Source organism: Klebsiella sp. CN_Kp097 (assembly GCF_040064495.1).
GTDB lineage: Bacteria > Pseudomonadota > Gammaproteobacteria > Enterobacterales > Enterobacteriaceae > Klebsiella > Klebsiella aerogenes.
Genome location: NZ_JBEAIL010000023.1, coordinates 15754 through 36320, shown reverse-complemented (window position 1 = coordinate 36320; position 20567 = coordinate 15754). Strand labels below are relative to the sequence as shown.

Genomic DNA, 20567 nt, shown 5'->3' with positions numbered 1-20567 from the left:
GGAACGCGAAAATGGCGATGGAAAACTACAATCCGCCGCAGGATCCCTGGCTGGTGATTCTGTATCAGGATGAGCACATTATGGTGGTCAACAAGCCGAGCGGCTTGTTGTCCGTGCCCGGCAGGCTGGAGGAGCATAAGGATAGCGTGATGACGCGTATCCAGCGCGATTTCCCGCAGGCCGAATCGGTGCATCGCCTGGATATGGCTACCAGCGGCGTGATTGTGGTGGCGCTGAATAAGGCCGCCGAGCGTGAACTAAAGCGTCAGTTCCGCGAGCGCGAGCCGAAAAAGCAGTACGTCGCCCGCGTCTGGGGTCATCCGCAGCCTGCGGAAGGTCTGGTGGATTTACCGCTAATTTGCGACTGGCCGAACCGGCCAAAGCAGAAGGTGTGTTATGAAACCGGCAAAGCGGCGCAAACCGAATATGAAGTGCTGGAGTACGCGGAGGACAACACCGCCCGCGTGCGCCTGAAGCCGATTACCGGGCGCTCGCATCAGCTTCGCGTGCATATGCTGGCGTTAGGGCATCCGATCCTCGGCGACCGCTTTTACGCCACGCCGGAGGCGCTGGCGATGGCCCCGCGCCTGCTACTGCATGCAGAAACGTTAACCATCACCCATCCCGCCTACGGCAACGCGATGACCTTCCGCGCGCCGATCGACTTTTAAGTCGTTATCCGGACGCCCCGGTCGCGCTACGCCGCCGGGGAAATCTCTAACGCTAACGCGATTAATCGCGGGCAAACCACGCATCAATCATCTGTTCAACGCGAGCGACCACCAGCCCGGTGTCGTGACGACGGCTGCGTGCGCAGGCGTGGGCCGGTTCATCGCACAGCAGGCAGCGGCGCATCGCTTCGCCCTGCGCCTGGCGGCTAATCAGCCCCGCTTGCGGGCAAATGACGTCGATATCCCACAGGCGACCCAGCGGATGATTCTGTTCCAGTTCGCTGCATAGCGCTTTGATCTCTTCCGCGGAGTGCTCAACGCACCACATCGCTTCCGGGCCGGTAGGCAGCCACAACACCTGGCGGTCGAGCGTTTTCCAACGCTGCTGCCACAGAAGTTGGTCACAGGCCTGCAGCGCAACACCCATCATATTGCGATAGCGAATACTGTCTTTTACCGCCCCAGGCGTTACCAGGGTGAGAGAAATGACCGGTTGTTGATAATGGTTGAGCCAGTCTTGTTGACGGGCTGCGCGCTGCTCTTTCGCCGCCAGCAGATTTTCCATGCTGACGCCCGCCCGGGCGGGAGTATGCACTGACATTCTTTCCTCTCCTTTAATGATCAAAAAGACAGCTCGGGGCTGCCGTCGCTATCGCGGATAACGCCGCCTATTGTATCGCTAATTGCACAGAATTTAGGGCGCAGGACAAAGAAATTTTCTTCGTCCTGCGGAGGGAAATGGCAGTTTTTGCTATTAGCGCAGCACTAAATCACGATAAGAAATGACTTAAGAACAGCAGCCCTAACGACACATTAATCGCGCCGCCGATACGGGTGGCTATCTGGGCGAAGGGCATCAGGTTCATACGGTTGCCGGAAGTCAGGATGGCGACGTCGCCGGTGCCGCCCTGCCCGCTCTGGCAACAGGAGACAATCGCCACGTCGACCGGATGCATCCCCATTTTTTTGCCGACGAAGAACCCGGTGGCCACCAGCGCCGACACGGTGCAAACAATGACCAGCAGGTTGGTCAGCGTGAAGGCGTTTACCAGCTCCTGCCACGGGGTAATCGCCACGCCAACGGCAAACAGAATCGGGTAAGTCACCGCGGTACGGAAGAATTTATACACCACCTGCGAGCCCTCCTGCAGACGCGGCGAAACGACATTCGCCAGCTTCAACAGCACCGCGAGGAACAACATGCCAACCGGCGCCGGCAGGCCAATCAATTTGTGTCCCAGCATGCCCATCATATACAGCAGCACCGCCAGCAGCGCGCCAGAGGCCAGCGTCGCCACATCCGTTTTACCGCCAAATCCTTCGCTTTCGCTCAGGCTGCGGGTTTCATTACTGCGGTTCGGCATTAGCTGGCCTTCGCCGGTCAGATGCGGGAAGCGTTTACCAAGCTGGTTCAGACAGCCGGCGATGACAATCGCCGTCAGGCTGCCCAGCATCACCATCGGCAGCACGCGTCCCAGCGCAACGCCCTGATCCATATGCATCAGCGCCGCATAGCCAATCGACAGCGGGATCGCCCCCTCGCCCACGCCGCCGGCCATAATCGGCAGCACGATAAAGAAGAAGACCTGGAACGGATCCATCCCCAACAGACTGCCAACTCCCACGCCGACCAGCATACCGACAACTTCGCCGCACAGCATCGGCAGGAAGATCTTCAGGAACCCCTGAATCAACGTGGTACGGTTCATGCTCATAATGCTGCCAACGATAATGCAGCAGATGTAGAGATAAAGAATATTGGTCGATTTATAGAATTTGGTGGTGGATTCAACCACCACATCCGGCAGCAGGCCGTAATGGACCAGCGCGGAAGGAATAAAGGTGGCGCAAATCGCCGCCGCGCCAAGCTTACCAAGTACCGGCAGGCGCTTGCCGAACTCGCCGCAGGCAAAACCGAAGAAGGCCAGCGTCGCCACCATCACCACGATATCGCTCGGCAGCTTGCCGCCAAGGCAGTCCAGCGCGATAAGACCGCCGGCCAGCAAAAATAGCGGCAGCGGGATAATCCCCACTTTCCAGCTATCCATCACGTGCCACCAGCGCTGCTTCAGCGAGGCCTTCGGTTTGTTAATAGGTTCAAGGGTTGCAGAGAATGCGTTGTCTGTGGTGCTCATAAATTCAGCCCTGTAGTTATTATTCCTGTTCAGGGTAGAGGGGGGAGCACGGCGTTAATGTGAGAAAAGGCAGATTAAAAAAGAAGTTTTAATGGTCATTATGGTTTTTATGGTTTCTATTGACTCTAGTGATATATATCTAATTTCTTAGCGTGGTTTTTATGGTTTTTTTAATAACCGGATAATTACCCTTTATAAATAGGTGCCAGTAGATAAATTGTCCCTCTGCCGCTGACGATATCGTTGCCGCATCTCAAATACTGTGCGCATAACTATGAAAGTTTCATTTCAATTTAAGCTGTTCATCTCCCTGGTGGCCTTTTTCTCCATCTTATTCGCTTTGCTTGGCGTTTATTATTATCTCGACGCCAGCCGCCAGCTGTATCAGGAAATGAGCGCCAGGGCGAAAATTCAGGCCGAAGAGATTGCGCTGATGCCCAATCTGCGCCAGCAGGTTAGCCTGCACGACCCGCAGGCTATCGGCGCCTTCATGAAGCAAATCGCCGTCCACAGCGACGCCAGCTTTATCGTCATCGGTGATGATAAAGGCGTGCACCTGTTTCATTCCGTCCACCCGGAATGGGTCGGCACCCGCTTAGTGGGCGGCGATAACCAGGCGGTGCTGGAAGGCAAAACTATCACCACCATCCGTAAAGGTGGTTTAGGCGTCTCGCTACGCAGTAAAACGCCCATTGTCGATGATAACGGGAGGGTGATTGGCATCGTCTCCGTCGGCTATCTGACCAGCTATCTCGACAGCATCACCGTGCAAAAGGTGGTGAATATTTTTGTCGCCGCCATTCTGTTGCTGATCGCCCTGTTTATCTTCTCCTGGTATTTTACCCGCAGTATTAAAAAACAGATTTTTTCGCTGGAGCCGCGCGAAATTGGCCTGCTGGTGCGCCAGCAAAAAGCGATGATGGAATCGATTTTCGAAGGGGTTATCGTTATCGACAGCCAGCGACGGATTGAGGTGATTAACCACGCCGCCCGCAGCCTGCTGGGGCTTAAGCAGCCCGCGCATCTGCTGCGCGGCAAATCGATTGATAGCGTGATCGCCCCTCAGCCGTTCTTCGCCAGCGGCGCAATGCTGGCGAATGATACTCATGATGAACTGTGTCGCTTTAACCAGTTGACGGTACTCGCCAGCCGGGTGCGCATCATGCTGGAAAACTCGCTGCAGGGTTGGGTGATCACCTTCCGCGACCGCGATGAAATTAACGCCCTCACCGCTCAGCTAAGCCAGGTGAAACGCTATGTCGATAACCTGCGCATTATGCGCCACGAACAGCTCAACCGCATGACCACGCTCTCCGGCCTGCTGCATATGGGCCACTACGACGAAGCCATTCGCTATATACAGGCGCAATCGGAGCATGCCCAGGAGCTACTGGACTTCATCTCCTCGCGTTTCCGATCGCCGACGCTATGCGGCCTACTGCTGGGTAAAGCCACCCGCGCCTATGAAAAAGGCGTTGAACTGAGCTTTGATCCGGCCTGCCGTATCGATCGCCCGCTGTCGTCGCTGATGGAGTCGGAACTTATTTCGATCATCGGCAATCTGCTGGATAACGCCATTGAAGCCACGCAACGCGCCGAACTACCGCACGAGCCGGTCGAGGTACTGATTCAACTCAACGCCCGCGAGCTGATGATTGAGGTGGCCGACCGCGGTGTCGGTATCCGCCCGGATATCCGCGAGCGTATTTTTGAACGTGGAGTGACGACGAAAACCCGTGGCGATCACGGTATTGGTCTGTATCTTATTGAACATTATGTGACTCAGGCTGGCGGCACGATTGAAGTCGCCGATAATGCGCCGCGCGGAACGATATTTACTCTGTTTATTCCCGCCGACCCGCCAGCCCATCCGCAACCGGAGACCAACGATGCATCATGATCTGGTCGATGTGCTGATCATCGAAGATGAAAACGAGCTGGCCCGCCTGCACGCCGAGCTCATTCAGAAACACCCGCGCATGCGGCTGGCGGGAACGGCCGCCTCGCTTTCCCAGGCACGGCAGATGCTGAACGCCAGACCGCCGCAGTTGGTCCTGCTGGATAATTATCTGCCGGACGGCAAAGGCGTTACGCTGATGACCGACCCGCTTCTGGCCAACGCCAATTGTTCGGTCATTTTCATCACCGCCGCCAGCGATATGGAAACCTGCAGCCAGGCGATACGCAATGGCGCCTTCGACTACATTCTCAAGCCGGTCTCATGGAAACGGCTGAGCCAGTCGCTGGAGCGCTTTATTCAGTTTTATGACCAGCAGCGGGAATGGAAAATCGTCGATCAGCAAAACGTTGATTCCCTGTATCAGCTGCAGGCTAAAAATTTTCGCGCCGATAACGGCAGCAAGGGCATCGAGGAAAAGACCCTGGCGCTGGTGCAAAATTTATTTCATGGCCGCGAAACGCACTGCTTTTCAGTGGACGAAGTGGTCAGCGAAACCGGACTGAGCAAGACCACCGCCCGTCGTTATCTCGAGCACTGCGTAGAAGTGAGTTTTCTGGAAGTGGAAATGCTGTACGGTAAGATTGGCCACCCGCGGCGGATGTATCGCCGCGCGCGGGGCGCGAACTAAGGCTTCTCCCCGCAGGAGAAGCCTCACGGTTTTCAGAAGCCGCGCTGCTCTTTGATGAGCTCCCAGGCTTTCTGGATCTCCTGCGCTTTCTGTTTCGCCATTTCCATCATCTCCGGCGGCAGCCCTTTGGCCACCAGCTTGTCCGGATGATGTTCGCTCATTAATTTACGATAGGCGCGCTTGACGGTTGTGGCATCATCGGTCGGTTTCACGCCGAGCACGTTACAAGCGTCTTCAAGGGTCGGGCCGCGCTGCGCCTGTTGCCAGCCGCCATTGCCGCCGCGCTGACCATAGGATTGCTGTTGCGAGCCGCCGCCGAACTGCGCGCCGCCCTGCATCATACGCAGGAACTGCTCGAACTGCGCGCGCGAGATACCGAGCTCGTCGGCGATAACAAACAATACTTCGCGCTCATTGGGATGTAATTCGCCGTCGGCGAAGGCCGCCTGCAGCTGAATTTCCAGAAACATCCTAATTAAATCGAAGCGACCAAAGCAGACGCTGCGCAGCTGACGCATTTTCTCGCGCAGCGGATAATTATCGGCCTTACCGGCGCGAAAAGCCTGCTGCGCCGCGGTGCGCGACTCGCCGTGCAGGTTCATTCGATCCATCAGCACATTCGCCACATGAATATCGGCTTCCGTGACGCGGCCTTTCGATTTGGTCAGATGCCCCATCACTTCAAAAGTGGTGGAAAAGAACAGCGACTGCCGCTCCTGCTGGTTGGCAAATAAATTCAGGCGACGGCTACGGGCCCGGTCAAACATATGGCCGACTAAAAAGCCAAGCACCACGCCCCAGAAGCCGCCACCCATCAATAATGCAACCGCTACACCAATCACTTTACCCAAATACTGCATAGACTCCCCAATCTTTCCGCTACCAGTTAAGCTATATCTGACCGCACGTTACCAAGCGTTGACGCCACGGTCATGTGGGACATCGCCTATAATTTGCTTTATCATACTCGCCATTCTACACGGTGCCTAACGCTCAGAAACGAAACGAGCGGATTAAGACTAGCGCGATTAAGATGAGTACGTTAGGCTCTGACCGTTTGCAAGCCGCTGCCACAAGATGACGGAACAACAAATAAAACGTATGAAAAAACGTATCCCCAGCCTCCTGGCCACCATGATCGCCAGCGCCTTGTATAGCCAACAGGGCATGGCCGCCGATCTCGCCACGCAATGTATGCTTGGCGTGCCAAGCTATAATCGCCCTCTCGTTGAAGGGAAGCCTAACGATCAGCCGGTGACGATTAACGCCGATCATGCGAAAGGCAACTACCCTGATAATGCGGTATTTACCGGCAACGTTGATATTAATCAGGGGAATAGTCGCCTGCAGGCCGACGAGGTGCAGTTGCATCAGCAGCAGCCGGCGGGACAACCGCAGCCGGTGCGTACCGTTGATGCGCTTGGCAACGTTCATTACGACGATAACCAGGTTATTCTGAAAGGCCCGAAGGCGTGGTCGAACCTGAATACCAAGGATACCAACGTCTGGAAAGGCGACTATCAGATGGTTGGCCGTCAGGGGCGCGGTACTGCCGACCTGATGAAGCAGCGCGGCGAAAACCGCTATACCATACTTGAAAACGGCAGCTTCACCTCCTGTCTGCCGGGCTCTGATACCTGGAGCGTCGTCGGCAGCGAAGTTATCCATGACCGCGAAGAGCAGGTTGCCGAAATCTGGAACGCGCGCTTTAAGCTTGGTTCCGTCCCTATTTTTTATAGCCCGTATCTGCAGCTTCCTGTCGGCGATAAGCGCCGTTCCGGTTTCCTGATCCCTAACGCCAAATACAGTACTAAAAATGGCGTTGAGTTCTCGCTGCCTTATTACTGGAATATCGCACCGAATTTCGACGCCACGATTACGCCGCACTACATGAATAAACGCGGCGGCGTGATGTGGGAAAACGAATTCCGCTATCTGACCCAGGCGGGCGCAGGTTTATTCGAATTCGATTACCTGCCTTCCGATAAAGTGTACGAAGACGATCACTCCAACGACAGCAACAGCCGCCGCTGGATGTTCTACTGGAACCACAACGCGGTTATCGATCAGGTGTGGCGTCTGAACGCCGACTACACCAAAGTCAGCGACCCGGATTACTTTAACGACTTTAGCTCTAAGTACGGCTCCAGTACCGACGGCTACGCGACGCAGAAATTCAGCGCCGGTTACGTTAACCAGCATTTTGACGCCACCGTGTCGACTAAGCAGTTCCAGGTCTTCGACCGTAGCTCAAGCAACTCCTACGGCGCCGAACCGCAGCTGGATGTTAACGCCTATCAGAATGACGTTGGCCCGTTCGACACCCATCTGTATGCGCAGGCGGTGCACTTCGTCAACACCAACGGCGATATGCCGGAAGCAACGCGTCTGCACATGGAGCCGACGATCAACCTGCCGCTGTCTAACGGCTGGGGAAGCATCAACACCGAGGCGAAGCTGCTGGCGACGCATTACCAGCAGAGCAATCTCGATAAGTACAACGCGGCCAACGGTACCGATTACAAAGATTCCGTTAACCGCGTGATGCCAGAGTTCAAAATTGACGGCAAATTGGTCTTCGAGCGCGATATGCAGGAGGGTTATACCCAAACCCTGGAACCGCGCATGCAGTACCTGTATATCCCGTATCGCGACCAGAGCCACATCGGCGTCTACGACTCGACCCTGCTGCAGTCCGACTATAGCGGCCTGTTCCGCGACCGCTCCTACAGCGGTCTGGACCGTATTGCCTCGGCAAACCAGGTCACCACCGGTCTCACATCTCGCGTATATGATGACGCGGCCGTTGAACGTTTTAATATTTCCGTTGGTCAAATCTACTATTTCACCGAGTCTCGGACCGGTGCGGACAACATCAACTGGGAGAATAACGACACCACGGGTTCACTGGTGTGGGCCGGCGACACTTACTGGCGCATCTCCGATGACTGGGGTTTACGCGGGGGGATCCAGTATGATACGCGTCTGGATAACGTCGCAACCGGCAACGGAACCATTGAATACCGCCGCGACGAAAACCGCTTAGTGCAACTGAACTACCGTTATGCGAGTCCGGAATATATTCAGGCGACGCTGCCTTCGTATTCCACCGCTCAGCAGTACAAAGAGGGTATTTCTCAGGTAGGTATGACCGCCAGCTGGCCGATTGTCGATCGTTGGTCTGTGGTCGGCGCATACTACTTCGATACCAATACCAAAAAAGCGGCTAACCAGATGTTAGGGGTGCAGTACAACTCTTGCTGCTACGCTATCCGCCTTGGCTACGAACGTAAGCTCAACGGCTGGGATAACAACAGCAACGGCGGCGAGAGCAAATACGATAACACCTTCGGTATCAACATCGAACTGCGTGGTCTGAGCTCCAACTACGGTCTTGGCACCCAGCAGATGCTGCGCTCGAACATTTTGCCGTACCAGAGCTCCCTGTAAGGCGTCTGGTTTAAAACGTAATCCGCATTTGCGGTTAATTGAAATGGAAAAAGTATGAAGAACTGGAAAACGCTGCTTCTCGGTATCGCCATGATCGCGAATACCAGTTTCGCCGCCCCGCAGGTGGTCGATAAAGTAGCGGCTGTCGTCAATAATGGCGTTGTTCTGGAAAGCGACGTCGATGGTCTGATGCAGTCGGTGAAGCTCAACGCTGGTCAGGCGGGACAGCAGCTGCCGGATGACGCAACCCTGCGTCATCAGATCCTCGAAAGATTGATCATGGACCAGATCGTTCTGCAAATGGGGCAGAAAATGGGCGTAAAAGTCAGCGACGATCAGCTTGATCAGGCCATCGCTAACATCGCCAAACAGAACAACATGTCGATGGATCAGATGCGTAGCCGTCTGGCCTATGAAGGCATCAACTACAACACCTACCGTAACCAGATCCGTAAAGAGATGCTGATTTCGGAAGTGCGTAACAACGAAGTGCGCCGCCGCATCACCGTGCTGCCGCAGGAAGTTGAAGCGCTGGCCAAGCAGATTGGCGATCAGAACGATGCCAGCACCGAGCTGAACCTGAGCCACATCCTGATCGCGCTGCCGGAAAACCCGACCTCCGATCAGGTTGCGGCTGCGGAAGAACAGGCGAAGTCCGTCGTTGAACAGGCCCGTAGCGGCGCTAACTTCGGCAAACTGGCTATCACCTATTCCGCTGACCAGCAGGCGCTGAAAGGCGGCCAGATGGGTTGGGGCCGTATTCAGGAGCTGCCGGGTATCTTCGCGCAGGCGCTGAGTACCGCGAAGAAAGGCGATGTTGTCGGTCCGATTCGTTCCGGCGTCGGCTTCCACATCCTGAAAGTGAACGATATGCGCGGCGGCAGCCAGAATATCTCCGTCACCGAAGTTCATGCCCGTCACATCCTGCTGAAGCCGTCGCCGATCATGAATGACGCCCAGGCCCAGGCGAAGCTGGAGCAGATTGCGGCAGACATTAAGAGCGGTAAAACGACTTTCGATAAAGCAGCGAAAGAGTTTTCTCAGGACCCGGGCTCCGCCAACCAGGGCGGCGACTTAGGCTGGGCAACGCCGGATATCTTCGATCCTGCGTTCCGCGATGCGCTGATGCGCCTCAACAAAGGCCAGACTAGCGGTCCGGTTCACTCCTCCTTCGGCTGGCATCTAATCCAACTGATGGATACCCGCAACGTCGACAGAACCGACGCCGCGCAGAAAGACCGCGCTTACCGCATGCTGATGAACCGCAAATTCTCTGAAGAAGCGGCAACCTGGATGCAGGAACAGCGCGCCAGCGCTTACGTCAAAATTCTGAGCAACTAAAGTTCAGCCCTCTGCGCCACGTTAAGACGTGCCGGAGGGTAGACCGGTCACCCCAGCAAACGCTGGGGTTGACTGCGTAGCCGGGCAATAACGAGCCCGAAGGAACGTTTCTATGCAACGTGTTGTTATCACTCCCGGCGAACCCGCAGGGATTGGTCCCGACCTTGTCGCCGAGCTTGCGCAGCGCGACTGGCCGGTTGAACTGGTTATTTGCGCCGATGGCGCCCTGTTAACTGACCGAGCCCGCCAGCTCGGTCTTCCTTTATCGCTCCTCCCCTACGATCCAACGCGCCCTCCGCAGCCGCAGCGGGCAGGAACGCTCACGCTGCTTCCCGTCCCCCTCAACGCGCCGGTGCAGCCGGGCGTGCTCAATGTCGAGAATGGCAGCTATGTGGTGGAAACGCTGGCGCGCGCCTGCGATGGCTGCCTTAATGGCGAATTCGCGGCGCTGATTACCGGGCCGGTGCACAAAGGCAACATCAACGACGCCGGCATCGCCTTTACCGGTCATACCGAGTTCTTCGAAGAGCGCGCTCACGCCAGTAAAGTGGTGATGATGCTGGCGACCGAAGAGCTGCGGGTCGCGCTGGCCACGACCCATCTTCCGCTGAAGGCAATAAGCGAGGCGATTACGCCGGAGCTGCTGCGCGAAGTGATTACCATCCTGGATGCCGATCTGCGGCATAAATTTGGCATCGCTCAACCGCATGTGCTGGTTTGCGGCCTGAATCCCCACGCCGGCGAAGGTGGCCACATGGGGACGGAAGAGATCGATACCATCATTCCGGTGCTGGAAGAGATGCGGGCGAAGGGCATGAATCTTAGCGGTCCACTGCCTGCGGATACCCTTTTTCAGCCAAAATATCTCGATAATGCCGATGCGGTACTCGCGATGTACCACGATCAGGGCCTGCCCGTGCTAAAATACCAGGGCTTTGGCCGTGGCGTGAATATTACGCTCGGTTTACCTTTTATTCGTACCTCCGTTGACCACGGTACCGCGCTGGAATTAGCCGGTCAGGGAAAAGCGGACGTCGGCAGTTTTATCACGGCGCTTAATCTCGCCATCAAAATGATTGTTAATACCCAATGAATAATCGAGTCCATCAGGGCCATTTAGCCCGTAAACGCTTCGGGCAAAACTTTCTCAACGATCAGTTCGTGATCGACAGCATTGTCTCGGCCATCAATCCACAGAAAGGCCAGGCGATGGTCGAAATCGGCCCAGGTCTCGCCGCGCTGACCGAACCGGTCGGCGAACGCCTCGATCAATTAACCGTTATCGAGCTGGACCGCGATCTGGCGGCCCGCCTACAGACGCATCCGTTCCTCGGACCTAAGCTGACCATTTACCAGCAGGATGCGATGACCATGAATTTCGGCGAACTGTCGGAGAAAATGGGCCAACCGCTGCGCGTCTTCGGCAACCTGCCGTACAACATCTCAACGCCGCTGATGTTCCACCTCTTCAGCTATACTGATGCCATTGCCGATATGCATTTTATGCTGCAGAAGGAAGTGGTTAATCGTCTGGTTGCCGGGCCGAACAGTAAAGCGTATGGTCGTTTAAGCGTAATGGCGCAGTACTACTGCCAGGTGATCCCGGTACTTGAAGTTCCGCCGACCGCCTTTACGCCGCCGCCAAAAGTGGATTCTGCCGTCGTGCGTCTGGTGCCGCACCGCACCATGCCGTACCCGGTGAAGGATGTCCGCGTGCTGAGCCGTATCACTACTGAAGCCTTCAACCAGCGCCGTAAGACCATTCGTAATAGTCTCGGCAATCTGTTTAGCGTTGAAGTGCTGGCGGAGCTGGGCGTCGACCCGGCGGTACGTGCGGAAAATATTTCTGTAGAGCAGTACTGTAAGATGGCCAACTGGTTATCCAACAATCTGCCTTCGAAGGAGAACTAACCATGATTAATTCGCCTCGTGTTTGCGTCCAGGTGCAAAGCGTCTATATCGAATCGCAATCTTCTCCGGAAGAAGAGCGCTACGTCTTCGCTTACACCGTCACCATTCGCAACCTGGGGCGGAGTCAGGTTCAGCTTCTCGGCCGCTACTGGCTTATCACCAATGGACACGGTCGCGAGACGGAAGTCCAGGGTGAAGGGGTGGTCGGCGAACAGCCGCACATCCCTGCCGGCGAAGAGTATCAATATACCAGCGGCGCGGTTATCGAAACGCCGCTGGGCACCATGCAGGGTCACTATGAGATGATTGATAGCAACGGCGTGCCGTTCAATATCGAGATCCCTGTCTTCCGTCTCGCAGTTCCAACGCTTATACATTAAAACAATGGCTACATACCTTATTGGCGACGTTCATGGTTGCTACGATGAACTGATCGCATTGCTGGAGCAGGTGGAGTTTAACCCTGATACGGACACACTGTGGCTCACTGGCGATCTGGTCGCACGCGGCCCCGGCTCTCTGGAAGTGCTGCGGTTTGTGAAAACGCTCGGCGATAGCGTGCGCATCGTATTGGGCAACCATGACCTGCACCTGCTGGCGGTATTTGCCGGCATCAGCCGCAACAAACCCAAAGACCGCCTGACGCCGCTGCTGGAAGCGCCCGACGCTGACGAACTCCTTAACTGGCTTCGTCGCCAGCCGTTGATGCAGGTGGACGAAGAGAAAAAGCTGGTGATGGCTCATGCCGGCATCACGCCACAGTGGGATCTGGAAACCGCCAAACAGTGCGCGCGCGATGTCGAAGCCGTGCTAGCCAGCGACTCCTATCCGTTCTTCCTCGACGCGATGTACGGTGATATGCCGAACCACTGGAGCAATGAGCTCAGCGGCCTGGCGCGCCTGCGCTTTATCACCAACGCCTTCACCCGCATGCGCTATTGCTTCCCGAACGGCCAGTTGGATATGTACAGCAAAGAGGCGCCGGAAGACGCGCCCGCCCCGCTGAAGCCATGGTTTGCCATTCCGGGCCCTGTCGCTCGCGAGTACAGTATCGCCTTTGGCCACTGGGCGTCGTTGGAAGGCCGCGGTACGCCGGAAGGGATCTACGCGCTGGATACCGGCTGCTGCTGGGGGGGCGATCTGACCTGCCTGCGCTGGGAAGATAAAACGTATTTCACCCAGCGTTCCAACCGCCAGAAAAGCCTCGACGAGGGCGAAGCGGTCGCCTCCTGAGTCGATCCCGGATAGTGGCGCGCTGCGCCTTATCCGGGCTACCCGCGGCGCCGTTTTTTTGTCGGGTGGCGGCTACGCCTTACCCGACCTACGGCCTGTACCGTTGTGAGCTGAAGCTCTCAACTCTACCTCTCTCCCCATGGCTACTGAAACTGCCGGTGTTGGTGGCCTCAAAATCGCTGAGACGTTCCCGGAAGGCCGGGGCAGCCCGCATGGATGCGGGCTGAGGGCCGTGATTTGCAAGGACGCTGCCTCGGCCCGACCCGAAGCCTGCAGGGATAAGTCGAAGGTACCACGAAGTGGCGATTTTGGCGGCCAGAGCCCGGGAGTACAGAGGGCGGCGGCGACTGGCCGCCCTCTGTGCGCTCCCTGCGCCATGAGAGACATAACGCAGAAGAAATATTGGGAGCGCAATATGTTCGGAAACAGCACAGAACAACCGCTTTTCCAGGAGCGAAACCATTGCAAACTGATAACAGTATCTACCCACGGCGCCGTTTGTTTACCGGGTGGCGGCTACGCCTTACCCGACCTACGGCCTGTACCGGATGGTCGCCGGGAGATTCCTGATAAAACAAAACCCCGGCCACGCCTGACGCGACCGGGGTTTTTTAATCCATGTGATTTCGCTTAACGGCGCTCGAGGATCTCGAAGCAGTAGCTATGGGAGTTTTGCGCATCAGCATCGTGGAACTCGCTGAATACCGATTCCCATTCGTCCGGATCGTAATCCGGGAAATGGGTATCCCCTTCAACTTCCGCATCAATATGGGTCAGGTAGAGTTTGTGCGCTTTTGGCAAGAACTGCTCGTAAACGCGGCCACCGCCGATCACCATAATCTCTTCCGCGTCGCCGCAGGCGGCAATCGCTTCATCAACAGACTTCACCCACTGCACGCGATCGTCGCTGCCCGGCTTGCTACTGATAACGATGTTTTTACGTCCTGGCAACGGGCGACCGATAGATTCCCAGGTCAAACGCCCCATAACCACCGGCTTGTTTAAGGTATTACGTTTAAACCAGGCGAGATCGGCAGGCAAGTCCCATGGCATAGCGTTCTCCATGCCAATTACGCGATCTACAGCTAACGCCGCAATCAGACTAATCATTGAAAATTTCCCGAATGCAAAAAATTGCCGCCACTATACGGAAAGCGTAATACTTCGTCGACTGAACGAAGAGTAAAGAACATGAAAATTTTTAGATTTGCTGGCGAGCCCACGTAACCCTTATGAGCCGCCAGATCAGGAACTAAATTGAAAACAAAATGTTAGCTGTAAAGTTAACGCAACATTTGCTTACCACCTCAGGTTGAAGGCTTATTCTCCGGCTCATCGCGAACGTCTCCGGTGTGCCGTCCTTCTTCAGTACCTTGCCAGCCGTGGCGCTGCACCAGCGACAGATGATTACGGTCCTCGTTGATAATGCCGGTAAGCATATCGCTGGTCCGTTTAAACACCGCCACCCGCGAGGCGGCATCATTTTCCGCCATCGCCACCATCTCTTCTACCATCTGTTGGTTGAAACGACGGAACAGATCGGCGCGCTCGCGGGCCTCATAAGCGCCAAGGCCCAGGGCTTCCAGCGTCATGCGGCCGCTTTTCAGCGCCGATTCGAAGGTCTCACGCTCCGGCGCTTCCACACCGGCCTGGCGCAGCTGAATGTAGTGATCGACATCGCGGGCACGCGAAATGATCTGCAGATGCGGGAAGTGCTCTTTCGCCAGCTCCACCAGTTGCAGACTGGCCTGCGGGTCGTCGATGGCGTTAATCAGCACTTCTGCCTTTGCCGCCCCTGCCGATTCCAGCAGATCCACTCGCGTGGCATCACCGTAAAACACCTTCATATCGAACTTGCGCAGGGTATCAACGTGATCCGGATCGTGATCGAGGATAACCATTTTCACGCCACTGGAAAGCAGCACGCGCCCGGCAATCTGCCCATAGCGGCCAAAACCGGCGATAATCACTCGCGGCTGCTCTTCATCAATCTCGTCCGCTTCGCGCTCCTGGCCGCTGGCAGATTTCTCCATCCGCGTCAGCAGCACCAGCAGGATGGGCGTTGCCGCCATGGATAACGCCACCGCCAGCGTCAGCGCCTTCGCCCATTCGCTATCCAGCACATCGGCCATCTGCGCGGCGCCGAAGACCACGAAAGCGAACTCACTCCCCTGCCCCAGCAGCACGGCAAACCAGCGGCGCTGCGCGCGCGGTACGCCCAGCGGTTTAGCAATCAGCCACAGCATCAGGGCTTTGATCGCCAGGAATCCCACCAGCAGGATCAGGATACGTAGCGGATGGGTGACGAGGGTACCGAAGTCAATAGACATGCCGACGCCGATAAAGAACAGCCCCAACAGCAACCCTTTAAACGGTTCGATATCGCTCTCCAGGGCATGACGGTATTCCGAACTTGCCAGAAGCACCCCGGCAAGAAACGCGCCCATCGCCATCGACAGCCCGACTTCCTCCAGCAGCAATCCGAAGCCGAAGACCAGGAACAGAGCCACGGCGCTGAATACTTCGCGCAGACCGGAGCGGGCAACGAAGCGCAGCACCGGGCGGGTCAGATAGCGACCTAATAGCACCACCAGCGCCAGCGCGCCGGCGACTTTCAATGCTGACAGCGCAAACGCGGCCAGGGTCGTTGAGCCGCCGCTGGCCGCCAGCAACGGGATCATCGCAACCAAAGGAATAGCGGCGATATCCTGGAACAACAGCACGGCAAAGGCGCTACGCCCCAGTTGCGTCACCGTCAGGTTACGTTCATTCATCGCCTGCATCGCAATCGCCGTCGACGACAGCGCCAGCGTCATCCCGATGAGCTCCGCAACCTGCCAGCGCAATCCAAGCAGCATGCAGAACAGCCCGATAAACGCGCCGCACACCACCATTTGAAGCGCGCCGCCGCCAAACACCGAGGCGCGCAGCTTCCATAAGCGCTGCGGATCCAGCTCAAGACCGATGACAAACAGCATCAGTACGACGCCGATTTCGGCGAAATGCAGAATCGCCTCAGCGTCAGTGACCAAGCGCAGCCCCCACGGGCCGATAACGCAGCCGGCGATCAAATACCCCAGTACCGACCCCAGCCCCAGACGCACGGCGATCGGCACGATAAGCGCAGCGGATCCGAGGTAGATCAGCGCCTGTATTAGCGTATGGCTATCCATTGTTATGCGCCTCCTGCCATTCGATTAAGCGTTGACGATAATGACGGGCCTGCGCCTGCAGCGTTTCGTCATCGCAGATAAAGGTACAGTGCATGGCAAACGGCGGCAGCCATTTCATGCCACAGTACAGCGCCGTCGCCTGCAGAGGCTGCGCCAGCACGTCAAAGCCGGGGAATGAACCAATATCGAAATGGCTTTCGCCGCCGCCGGTAGTAACCGCCCACATCAGCGATTTACCATGCAACGCAATACCATTGTGGCCGTACGCCCAGCCGTGAGACAGCACTTTATCCATCCACAGTTTTAGCAGCGGCGGTACGCTGTACCACTGCATTGGATGCTGCCAGATAACCAGATCGGCGCGCGCCAGCGCCGCCTGCTCGGCAGCGATATCGATATTGAAGTCGGGATATAGCTCATAGAGGGAGCGTATCTCTACGCCATCAAGCGTCCCTGCTTGCTCAAGCATCCGTTTATTCGCATGCGAGTGATGCGGATAAGGATGCGAGTAAATTATCAGAATCATGAATGGGCCTGTCTTTTGTATTCTTGTAGCAGTGAGTGTAGACAGTTAACTCGCTCACTGAAAGGGGGGAACGCCCAGGGAAAAGTCAATCGCAGCTATTGGCAAGCTTTCCTGTCGTGCTGACATGGTTGCCAGAAAAACCCACCCTGCTGCCGAAATAATCCACTCTACGAATTAATGATTAGCAATAATACAATCGTCATATATTTTAAGAGGGCCTAAAAGCATTATTTAATAAATAACCCTATACACCATAGAAAGTAAATCCAATAATTTTACGCTCTTCGTTTTGAGCCCATTCTTTACACTAAATATAAACACTAATTTATAGCGATATCCCGGACCGCTATTTACTCAAATGGATGTGTACATGAGCAATAAACACTTTGAACTAAACAGAACAACCAAAACGCTGGCAAGGATATTTCCCGCCTTATTAATGTTAACGCCAATAGTTGTCGGCGCGGCAACCATTGACCAGTCAACCTCCACGCCGCAAGACTTCTCGGCTGATAGCGAATACGTTATTAATAGAGACGTTACCGTCTCCTCCGCAGATAACACCCCAGCGGTATCCGTTAGCGGGATAAACGTCGAAAAAGTCACCAACGAAGGTAATATTGCCGGAGCGGGTATCGGTCTGGATATTAATATCAATGCGCAATCAGTCGAAATTAATAATAATGAAAATGCAATTATTTCATCTGCAACTGATAATGCCGTTAACGTGCAATCAATGGCGGGTGTCCTTAATAATAGTGGAATCATTACTGGCGCCAACAACGGTATTTTCGTTAGCGAAGAGTCATCGGCAATTAATATCACCAATACCGATACCGGCGTGATCAGCGGCAAAAACGGCCTGAGTTCGCAAATTGGCGTCGGGTTAGATAACAGCGGCGCCATCACTGGTACCGCTGGCGATGGTATTGCGTTAAGCGACGGCAACAGCAAAATCAACAACAGCGGCACCGTGCAGGGCAGCGAGAACGGGATCAACGTTGTTGATAGCGCGAAAGCCGATATCATCAACAGCGGTTTACTCGGCGGCGGCGGTACGGCCGTCATGTTTGCCAGCAGCAAACATAACAGCCTGGTGCTCAATACCGGCTCTTCCCTCATCGGCGATGTCATCTCCACGGGCTCAACGGGTAATACACTCTCGCTGGTCGGTTCTGGCACAGAAGACAGCAACTTCGTCGGCCTGAATGACGGCGACGGTTTTGCCTCCGTGAAAATGAACGGCGAGGCCTGGACGCTCACCGGCAACCTGGACATCATCGGCAGCGGCGATTCCCTCCAGGTTAATAGCGGTCAGTTAACGCTGGCGGGCGCTGTCGCTAATAGCGGCAACACGCTGGTCGTGGAAGCGGCCACGCTACAGTTGGGCAACGGGCAGAAAACCGCAACCCTCACCGGCAGCATGACCAACAACGGCACAGTGATCTTCAATCAGGGAAGCGACTCTACGTTTGCCACCAGCATCATCGGTAGCGGCAATGTGGAAAAAGTCGATGCCAATACCCTGACCTTAACCGGCACCAATAGCTATACCGGTAATACCCTTCTGAAAAACGGTACTACTCTGGTCGCGGAAGGCGCCACTCTCGGTGTAGCAGACAGCGACGCCACCATCACCATCGAAAATGGCGCGCAATTTGCCAGCGCCGGCGAAGTGAATAACAACATTGATATCCTCAGCGGCGGTATCCTCGCGGCGTGGAATGCGGTTGAAGGTAACGCAACGCTAAGAACATCCGGCGTCGATACGATTAACGGCAATGTGACCAACAGCGGTACGCTGTTACTCAGCGCCGCCGATAATAGCGTTGGCAACAATTTTACCATTAACGGCGACTATACCGGTTCCGCCGGCAGCCAGATCGTGATGAACAGCCAACTTGGTGAAGACAGCTCGCCGACCGACCATCTGTCCATCACCGGCAGCAGCTACGGGCAGTCTGGCGTCAGCATCGCCAATATCGGCGGGCTGGGCGCGCAAACCGTTAATGGTATGGAGATTGTCAGCGTCAGCGGCAGCTCCGAAGCCCAGCTAACCTTATCCAAACCGGTTGTCGCCGGGGCTTATGAGTATGGTCTGTATCAACACGACAACGGCAACTGGTATCTGGAATCCAAAGCGACCCCGTCTGACGATCCGTCGGATGATACTGACGATGGTGATAGCGGCACTGATGGCGGCAGCGATAACGGCAGCAATACCGATAATGGCGGTCAATCCGCGCCAGAAGTGATGGCGCCGGAAGTCGGCGCTTATCTGGGTAACTACCTTGCTGCACAGAGTATGTTCCTGCATAAACGTGACGATCGCGACCAGCTCACGTTCCGCAACGAAGACAATCTGAACACCTGGATGTACGTTAAGGGCCGCTATCATGAGAACGATGCCGGCGGCGATAAAGTCAGCTATGACACCACTACCACCGTGCTTCAGGTCGGCAGTGATTTCATGAGCAAGCCGATGGACAAAGGGATACTGCGTGCCGGCGGCATGTTTGGCGCGGGCCAGGCGAAAACAGACTCGGATGCGAAACACAACGTGCGTGACGCGCAGGGTAAAGTCGACGGTTTCAACGTTGGCCTGTACGCGACCTGGCAGGAAGATCCGAAATTACGTCTGGGCAGCTACATCGATACCTGGGCGTCCTACAGCTGGTATAACAACACGGTCACCAGCAATCGCAACAATGAAAAGTATGATAGCAAAGGCTTTGCCGCCTCTGTCGAAGTCGGCCATGCATGGGTGATCCCTTCAGACAATGCGCGTACCTGGAAGATTGAACCTCAGGCGCAGATGATCTACAGCTATCTCGATCAGGAAAATCATACCGATCCGGATGGCGTGCGGGTAACGACCGTGGATAACAATAGCCTGTTTGGCCGTCTCGGCGTGAAGAGCAGCTATTTCGAGCAACACGATGTTAAAGCGTGGCAGCCTTATGTTGCCGTGAACTGGCTGAAAGGCGCGGGTCAAAACGATCTGGCCTTCAATGGCGAAAAAGTCAGCAATGATACGCCAGACGATCGCGGTCAGTTAGAGCTGGGCATAACCGGCAATGTGAACGAGACCACCACTCTCTCGCTGCGCGCCAGCGGCGAATGGGGTGAAAACAGCTACGCCGCGTATGGCGGCCACATTCTGCTGAATCACCGTTGGTAATCGCTATACCCTGAAAGGTAAAAAGCAGTGGCCGAAGCCACTGCTTTTTTTTTTAGTTATCCAGCTCGTCCATTGACTTCACCTGGTCGCGATTAATCTGCTCCACGCGACCGGTTTCCGCATTTTTGTAGGATACAAGGCCTGTATCATCATCGACCTGCGGCTTACCGCTGGTCACAATTGTTTTGCCATCTGTCGTTTTGAGCGACTGATTTGATGAGCAACCTGCCACAAATACCATCGCCGTTGCCGCCAGCGCGGATGCCACCAGAATTTTGTTCCGCATTGTATCCTCCTGTCTTTTCATCAATTGGTATCGTTATCGTGCTAACTATAGTTAGCCTGACCCGGCAGGCAG

17 protein-coding genes are annotated in these 20567 nt (G+C 55.7%); 10 read left to right on the top strand and 7 right to left on the bottom strand.

Annotation, left to right across the window (positions count from 1 at the left end; all coding sequences use genetic code 11):
• Window positions 1-11 precede the first annotated feature (11 nt).
• A complete protein-coding gene (gene rluA / locus ABLV07_RS19160) occupies window positions 12-671 on the top strand; it encodes a bifunctional tRNA pseudouridine(32) synthase/23S rRNA pseudouridine(746) synthase RluA (protein WP_002888348.1) in 660 nt (219 codons plus the stop codon).
• A 61-nt stretch (window positions 672-732) separates the two neighbouring features.
• Here rluA and citX read toward each other — a convergent pair whose 3' ends face one another.
• Both citX and ABLV07_RS19150 read right to left on the bottom strand, forming a co-directional pair.
• Window positions 733-1272: a citrate lyase holo-[acyl-carrier protein] synthase gene (gene citX, locus ABLV07_RS19155; RefSeq protein ID WP_015368283.1), complete on the bottom strand. Its 540-nt coding sequence runs from the start codon at window positions 1270-1272 to the stop codon at window positions 733-735.
• 169 nt (window positions 1273-1441) lie between these two features.
• Window positions 1442-2806 carry a 2-hydroxycarboxylate transporter family protein gene (locus tag ABLV07_RS19150; RefSeq protein WP_015368284.1) on the bottom strand — a complete coding sequence of 455 codons (1365 nt, stop codon included), beginning with the start codon at window positions 2804-2806 and terminating at the stop codon, window positions 1442-1444.
• A 274-nt stretch (window positions 2807-3080) separates the two neighbouring features.
• Here ABLV07_RS19150 and ABLV07_RS19145 point away from each other — a divergent pair, with 274 nt between their 5' ends.
• Together ABLV07_RS19145 and ABLV07_RS19140 are read left to right on the top strand one after the other, a co-directional pair.
• Window positions 3081-4706, top strand: coding sequence for a sensor histidine kinase (locus ABLV07_RS19145; protein ID WP_032713342.1), 1626 nt, complete (start codon window positions 3081-3083; stop codon window positions 4704-4706).
• Window positions 4696-5394, top strand: a complete 699-nt coding sequence (locus tag ABLV07_RS19140; RefSeq protein WP_015368286.1) for a response regulator — start codon at window positions 4696-4698, stop codon at window positions 5392-5394. The genes ABLV07_RS19145 and ABLV07_RS19140 overlap by 11 nt, the downstream gene beginning before the upstream one ends.
• Window positions 5395-5426: 32 nt before the next feature.
• On the opposite strand, the gene djlA is transcribed toward ABLV07_RS19140, so the two are convergent.
• Entirely contained in the window at window positions 5427-6254 is an 828-nt protein-coding gene (gene djlA / locus ABLV07_RS19135; RefSeq protein ID WP_015704375.1) for a co-chaperone DjlA, read from the bottom strand.
• A 241-nt stretch (window positions 6255-6495) separates the two neighbouring features.
• On the opposite strand from djlA, the gene lptD reads away from it, so the two are divergent.
• The 6 genes from lptD to apaH all read left to right on the top strand — a co-directional run bounded on the left by lptD (window position 6496) and on the right by apaH (window position 13329).
• Window positions 6496-8844: an LPS assembly protein LptD gene (lptD, locus tag ABLV07_RS19130; RefSeq protein WP_042893977.1), complete on the top strand. Its 2349-nt coding sequence runs from the start codon at window positions 6496-6498 to the stop codon at window positions 8842-8844.
• Between the two features lie 54 nt (window positions 8845-8898).
• Complete coding sequence (surA, locus tag ABLV07_RS19125) at window positions 8899-10185, top strand: peptidylprolyl isomerase SurA (RefSeq protein WP_015368289.1); 1287 nt, start codon at window positions 8899-8901, stop codon at window positions 10183-10185.
• A gap of 112 nt (window positions 10186-10297) precedes the next feature.
• Entirely contained in the window at window positions 10298-11278 is a 981-nt protein-coding gene (pdxA, locus tag ABLV07_RS19120; RefSeq protein WP_042893973.1) for a 4-hydroxythreonine-4-phosphate dehydrogenase PdxA, read from the top strand.
• Entirely contained in the window at window positions 11275-12096 is an 822-nt protein-coding gene (gene rsmA, locus ABLV07_RS19115) for a 16S rRNA (adenine(1518)-N(6)/adenine(1519)-N(6))-dimethyltransferase RsmA (protein ID WP_042893971.1), read from the top strand. The genes pdxA and rsmA overlap by 4 nt, the downstream gene beginning before the upstream one ends.
• 2 nt (window positions 12097-12098) lie before the next feature.
• A complete protein-coding gene (gene apaG / locus ABLV07_RS19110; protein ID WP_015368292.1) occupies window positions 12099-12476 on the top strand; it encodes a Co2+/Mg2+ efflux protein ApaG in 378 nt (125 codons plus the stop codon).
• 4 nt (window positions 12477-12480) lie between these two features.
• Window positions 12481-13329 (top strand): bis(5'-nucleosyl)-tetraphosphatase (symmetrical) ApaH, encoded by an 849-nt coding sequence (gene apaH, locus ABLV07_RS19105; RefSeq protein WP_015368293.1) that lies wholly within the window; start codon window positions 12481-12483, stop codon window positions 13327-13329.
• Window positions 13330-13959: 630 nt separating this feature from the next.
• On the opposite strand, the gene folA is transcribed toward apaH, so the two are convergent.
• From folA to kefF, 3 genes are all read right to left on the bottom strand, one after another.
• Window positions 13960-14439, bottom strand: a complete 480-nt coding sequence (gene folA, locus ABLV07_RS19100; protein WP_015368294.1) for a type 3 dihydrofolate reductase — start codon at window positions 14437-14439, stop codon at window positions 13960-13962.
• Between the two features lie 197 nt (window positions 14440-14636).
• A complete protein-coding gene (kefC, locus tag ABLV07_RS19095; RefSeq protein ID WP_015368295.1) occupies window positions 14637-16502 on the bottom strand; it encodes a glutathione-regulated potassium-efflux system protein KefC in 1866 nt (621 codons plus the stop codon).
• Window positions 16495-17028 (bottom strand): glutathione-regulated potassium-efflux system oxidoreductase KefF, encoded by a 534-nt coding sequence (gene kefF, locus ABLV07_RS19090; RefSeq protein WP_015704370.1) that lies wholly within the window; start codon window positions 17026-17028, stop codon window positions 16495-16497. The genes kefC and kefF overlap by 8 nt, the downstream gene beginning before the upstream one ends.
• Before the next feature lie 370 nt (window positions 17029-17398).
• Between kefF and ABLV07_RS19085 the strand changes: the two genes are divergently transcribed.
• The gene (locus tag ABLV07_RS19085) at window positions 17399-20209 is read left to right on the top strand and encodes an autotransporter outer membrane beta-barrel domain-containing protein (RefSeq protein WP_348853712.1); all 2811 of its coding nucleotides are present in this window, start codon (window positions 17399-17401) and stop codon (window positions 20207-20209) included.
• Window positions 20210-20261: 52 nt separating this feature from the next.
• On the opposite strand, the gene ABLV07_RS19080 is transcribed toward ABLV07_RS19085, so the two are convergent.
• On the bottom strand, window positions 20262-20495 hold the full coding sequence (locus ABLV07_RS19080; RefSeq protein WP_015704368.1) for a YgdI/YgdR family lipoprotein: 234 nt from the start codon (window positions 20493-20495) through the stop codon (window positions 20262-20264).
• Window positions 20496-20567: the final 72 nt, after the last annotated feature.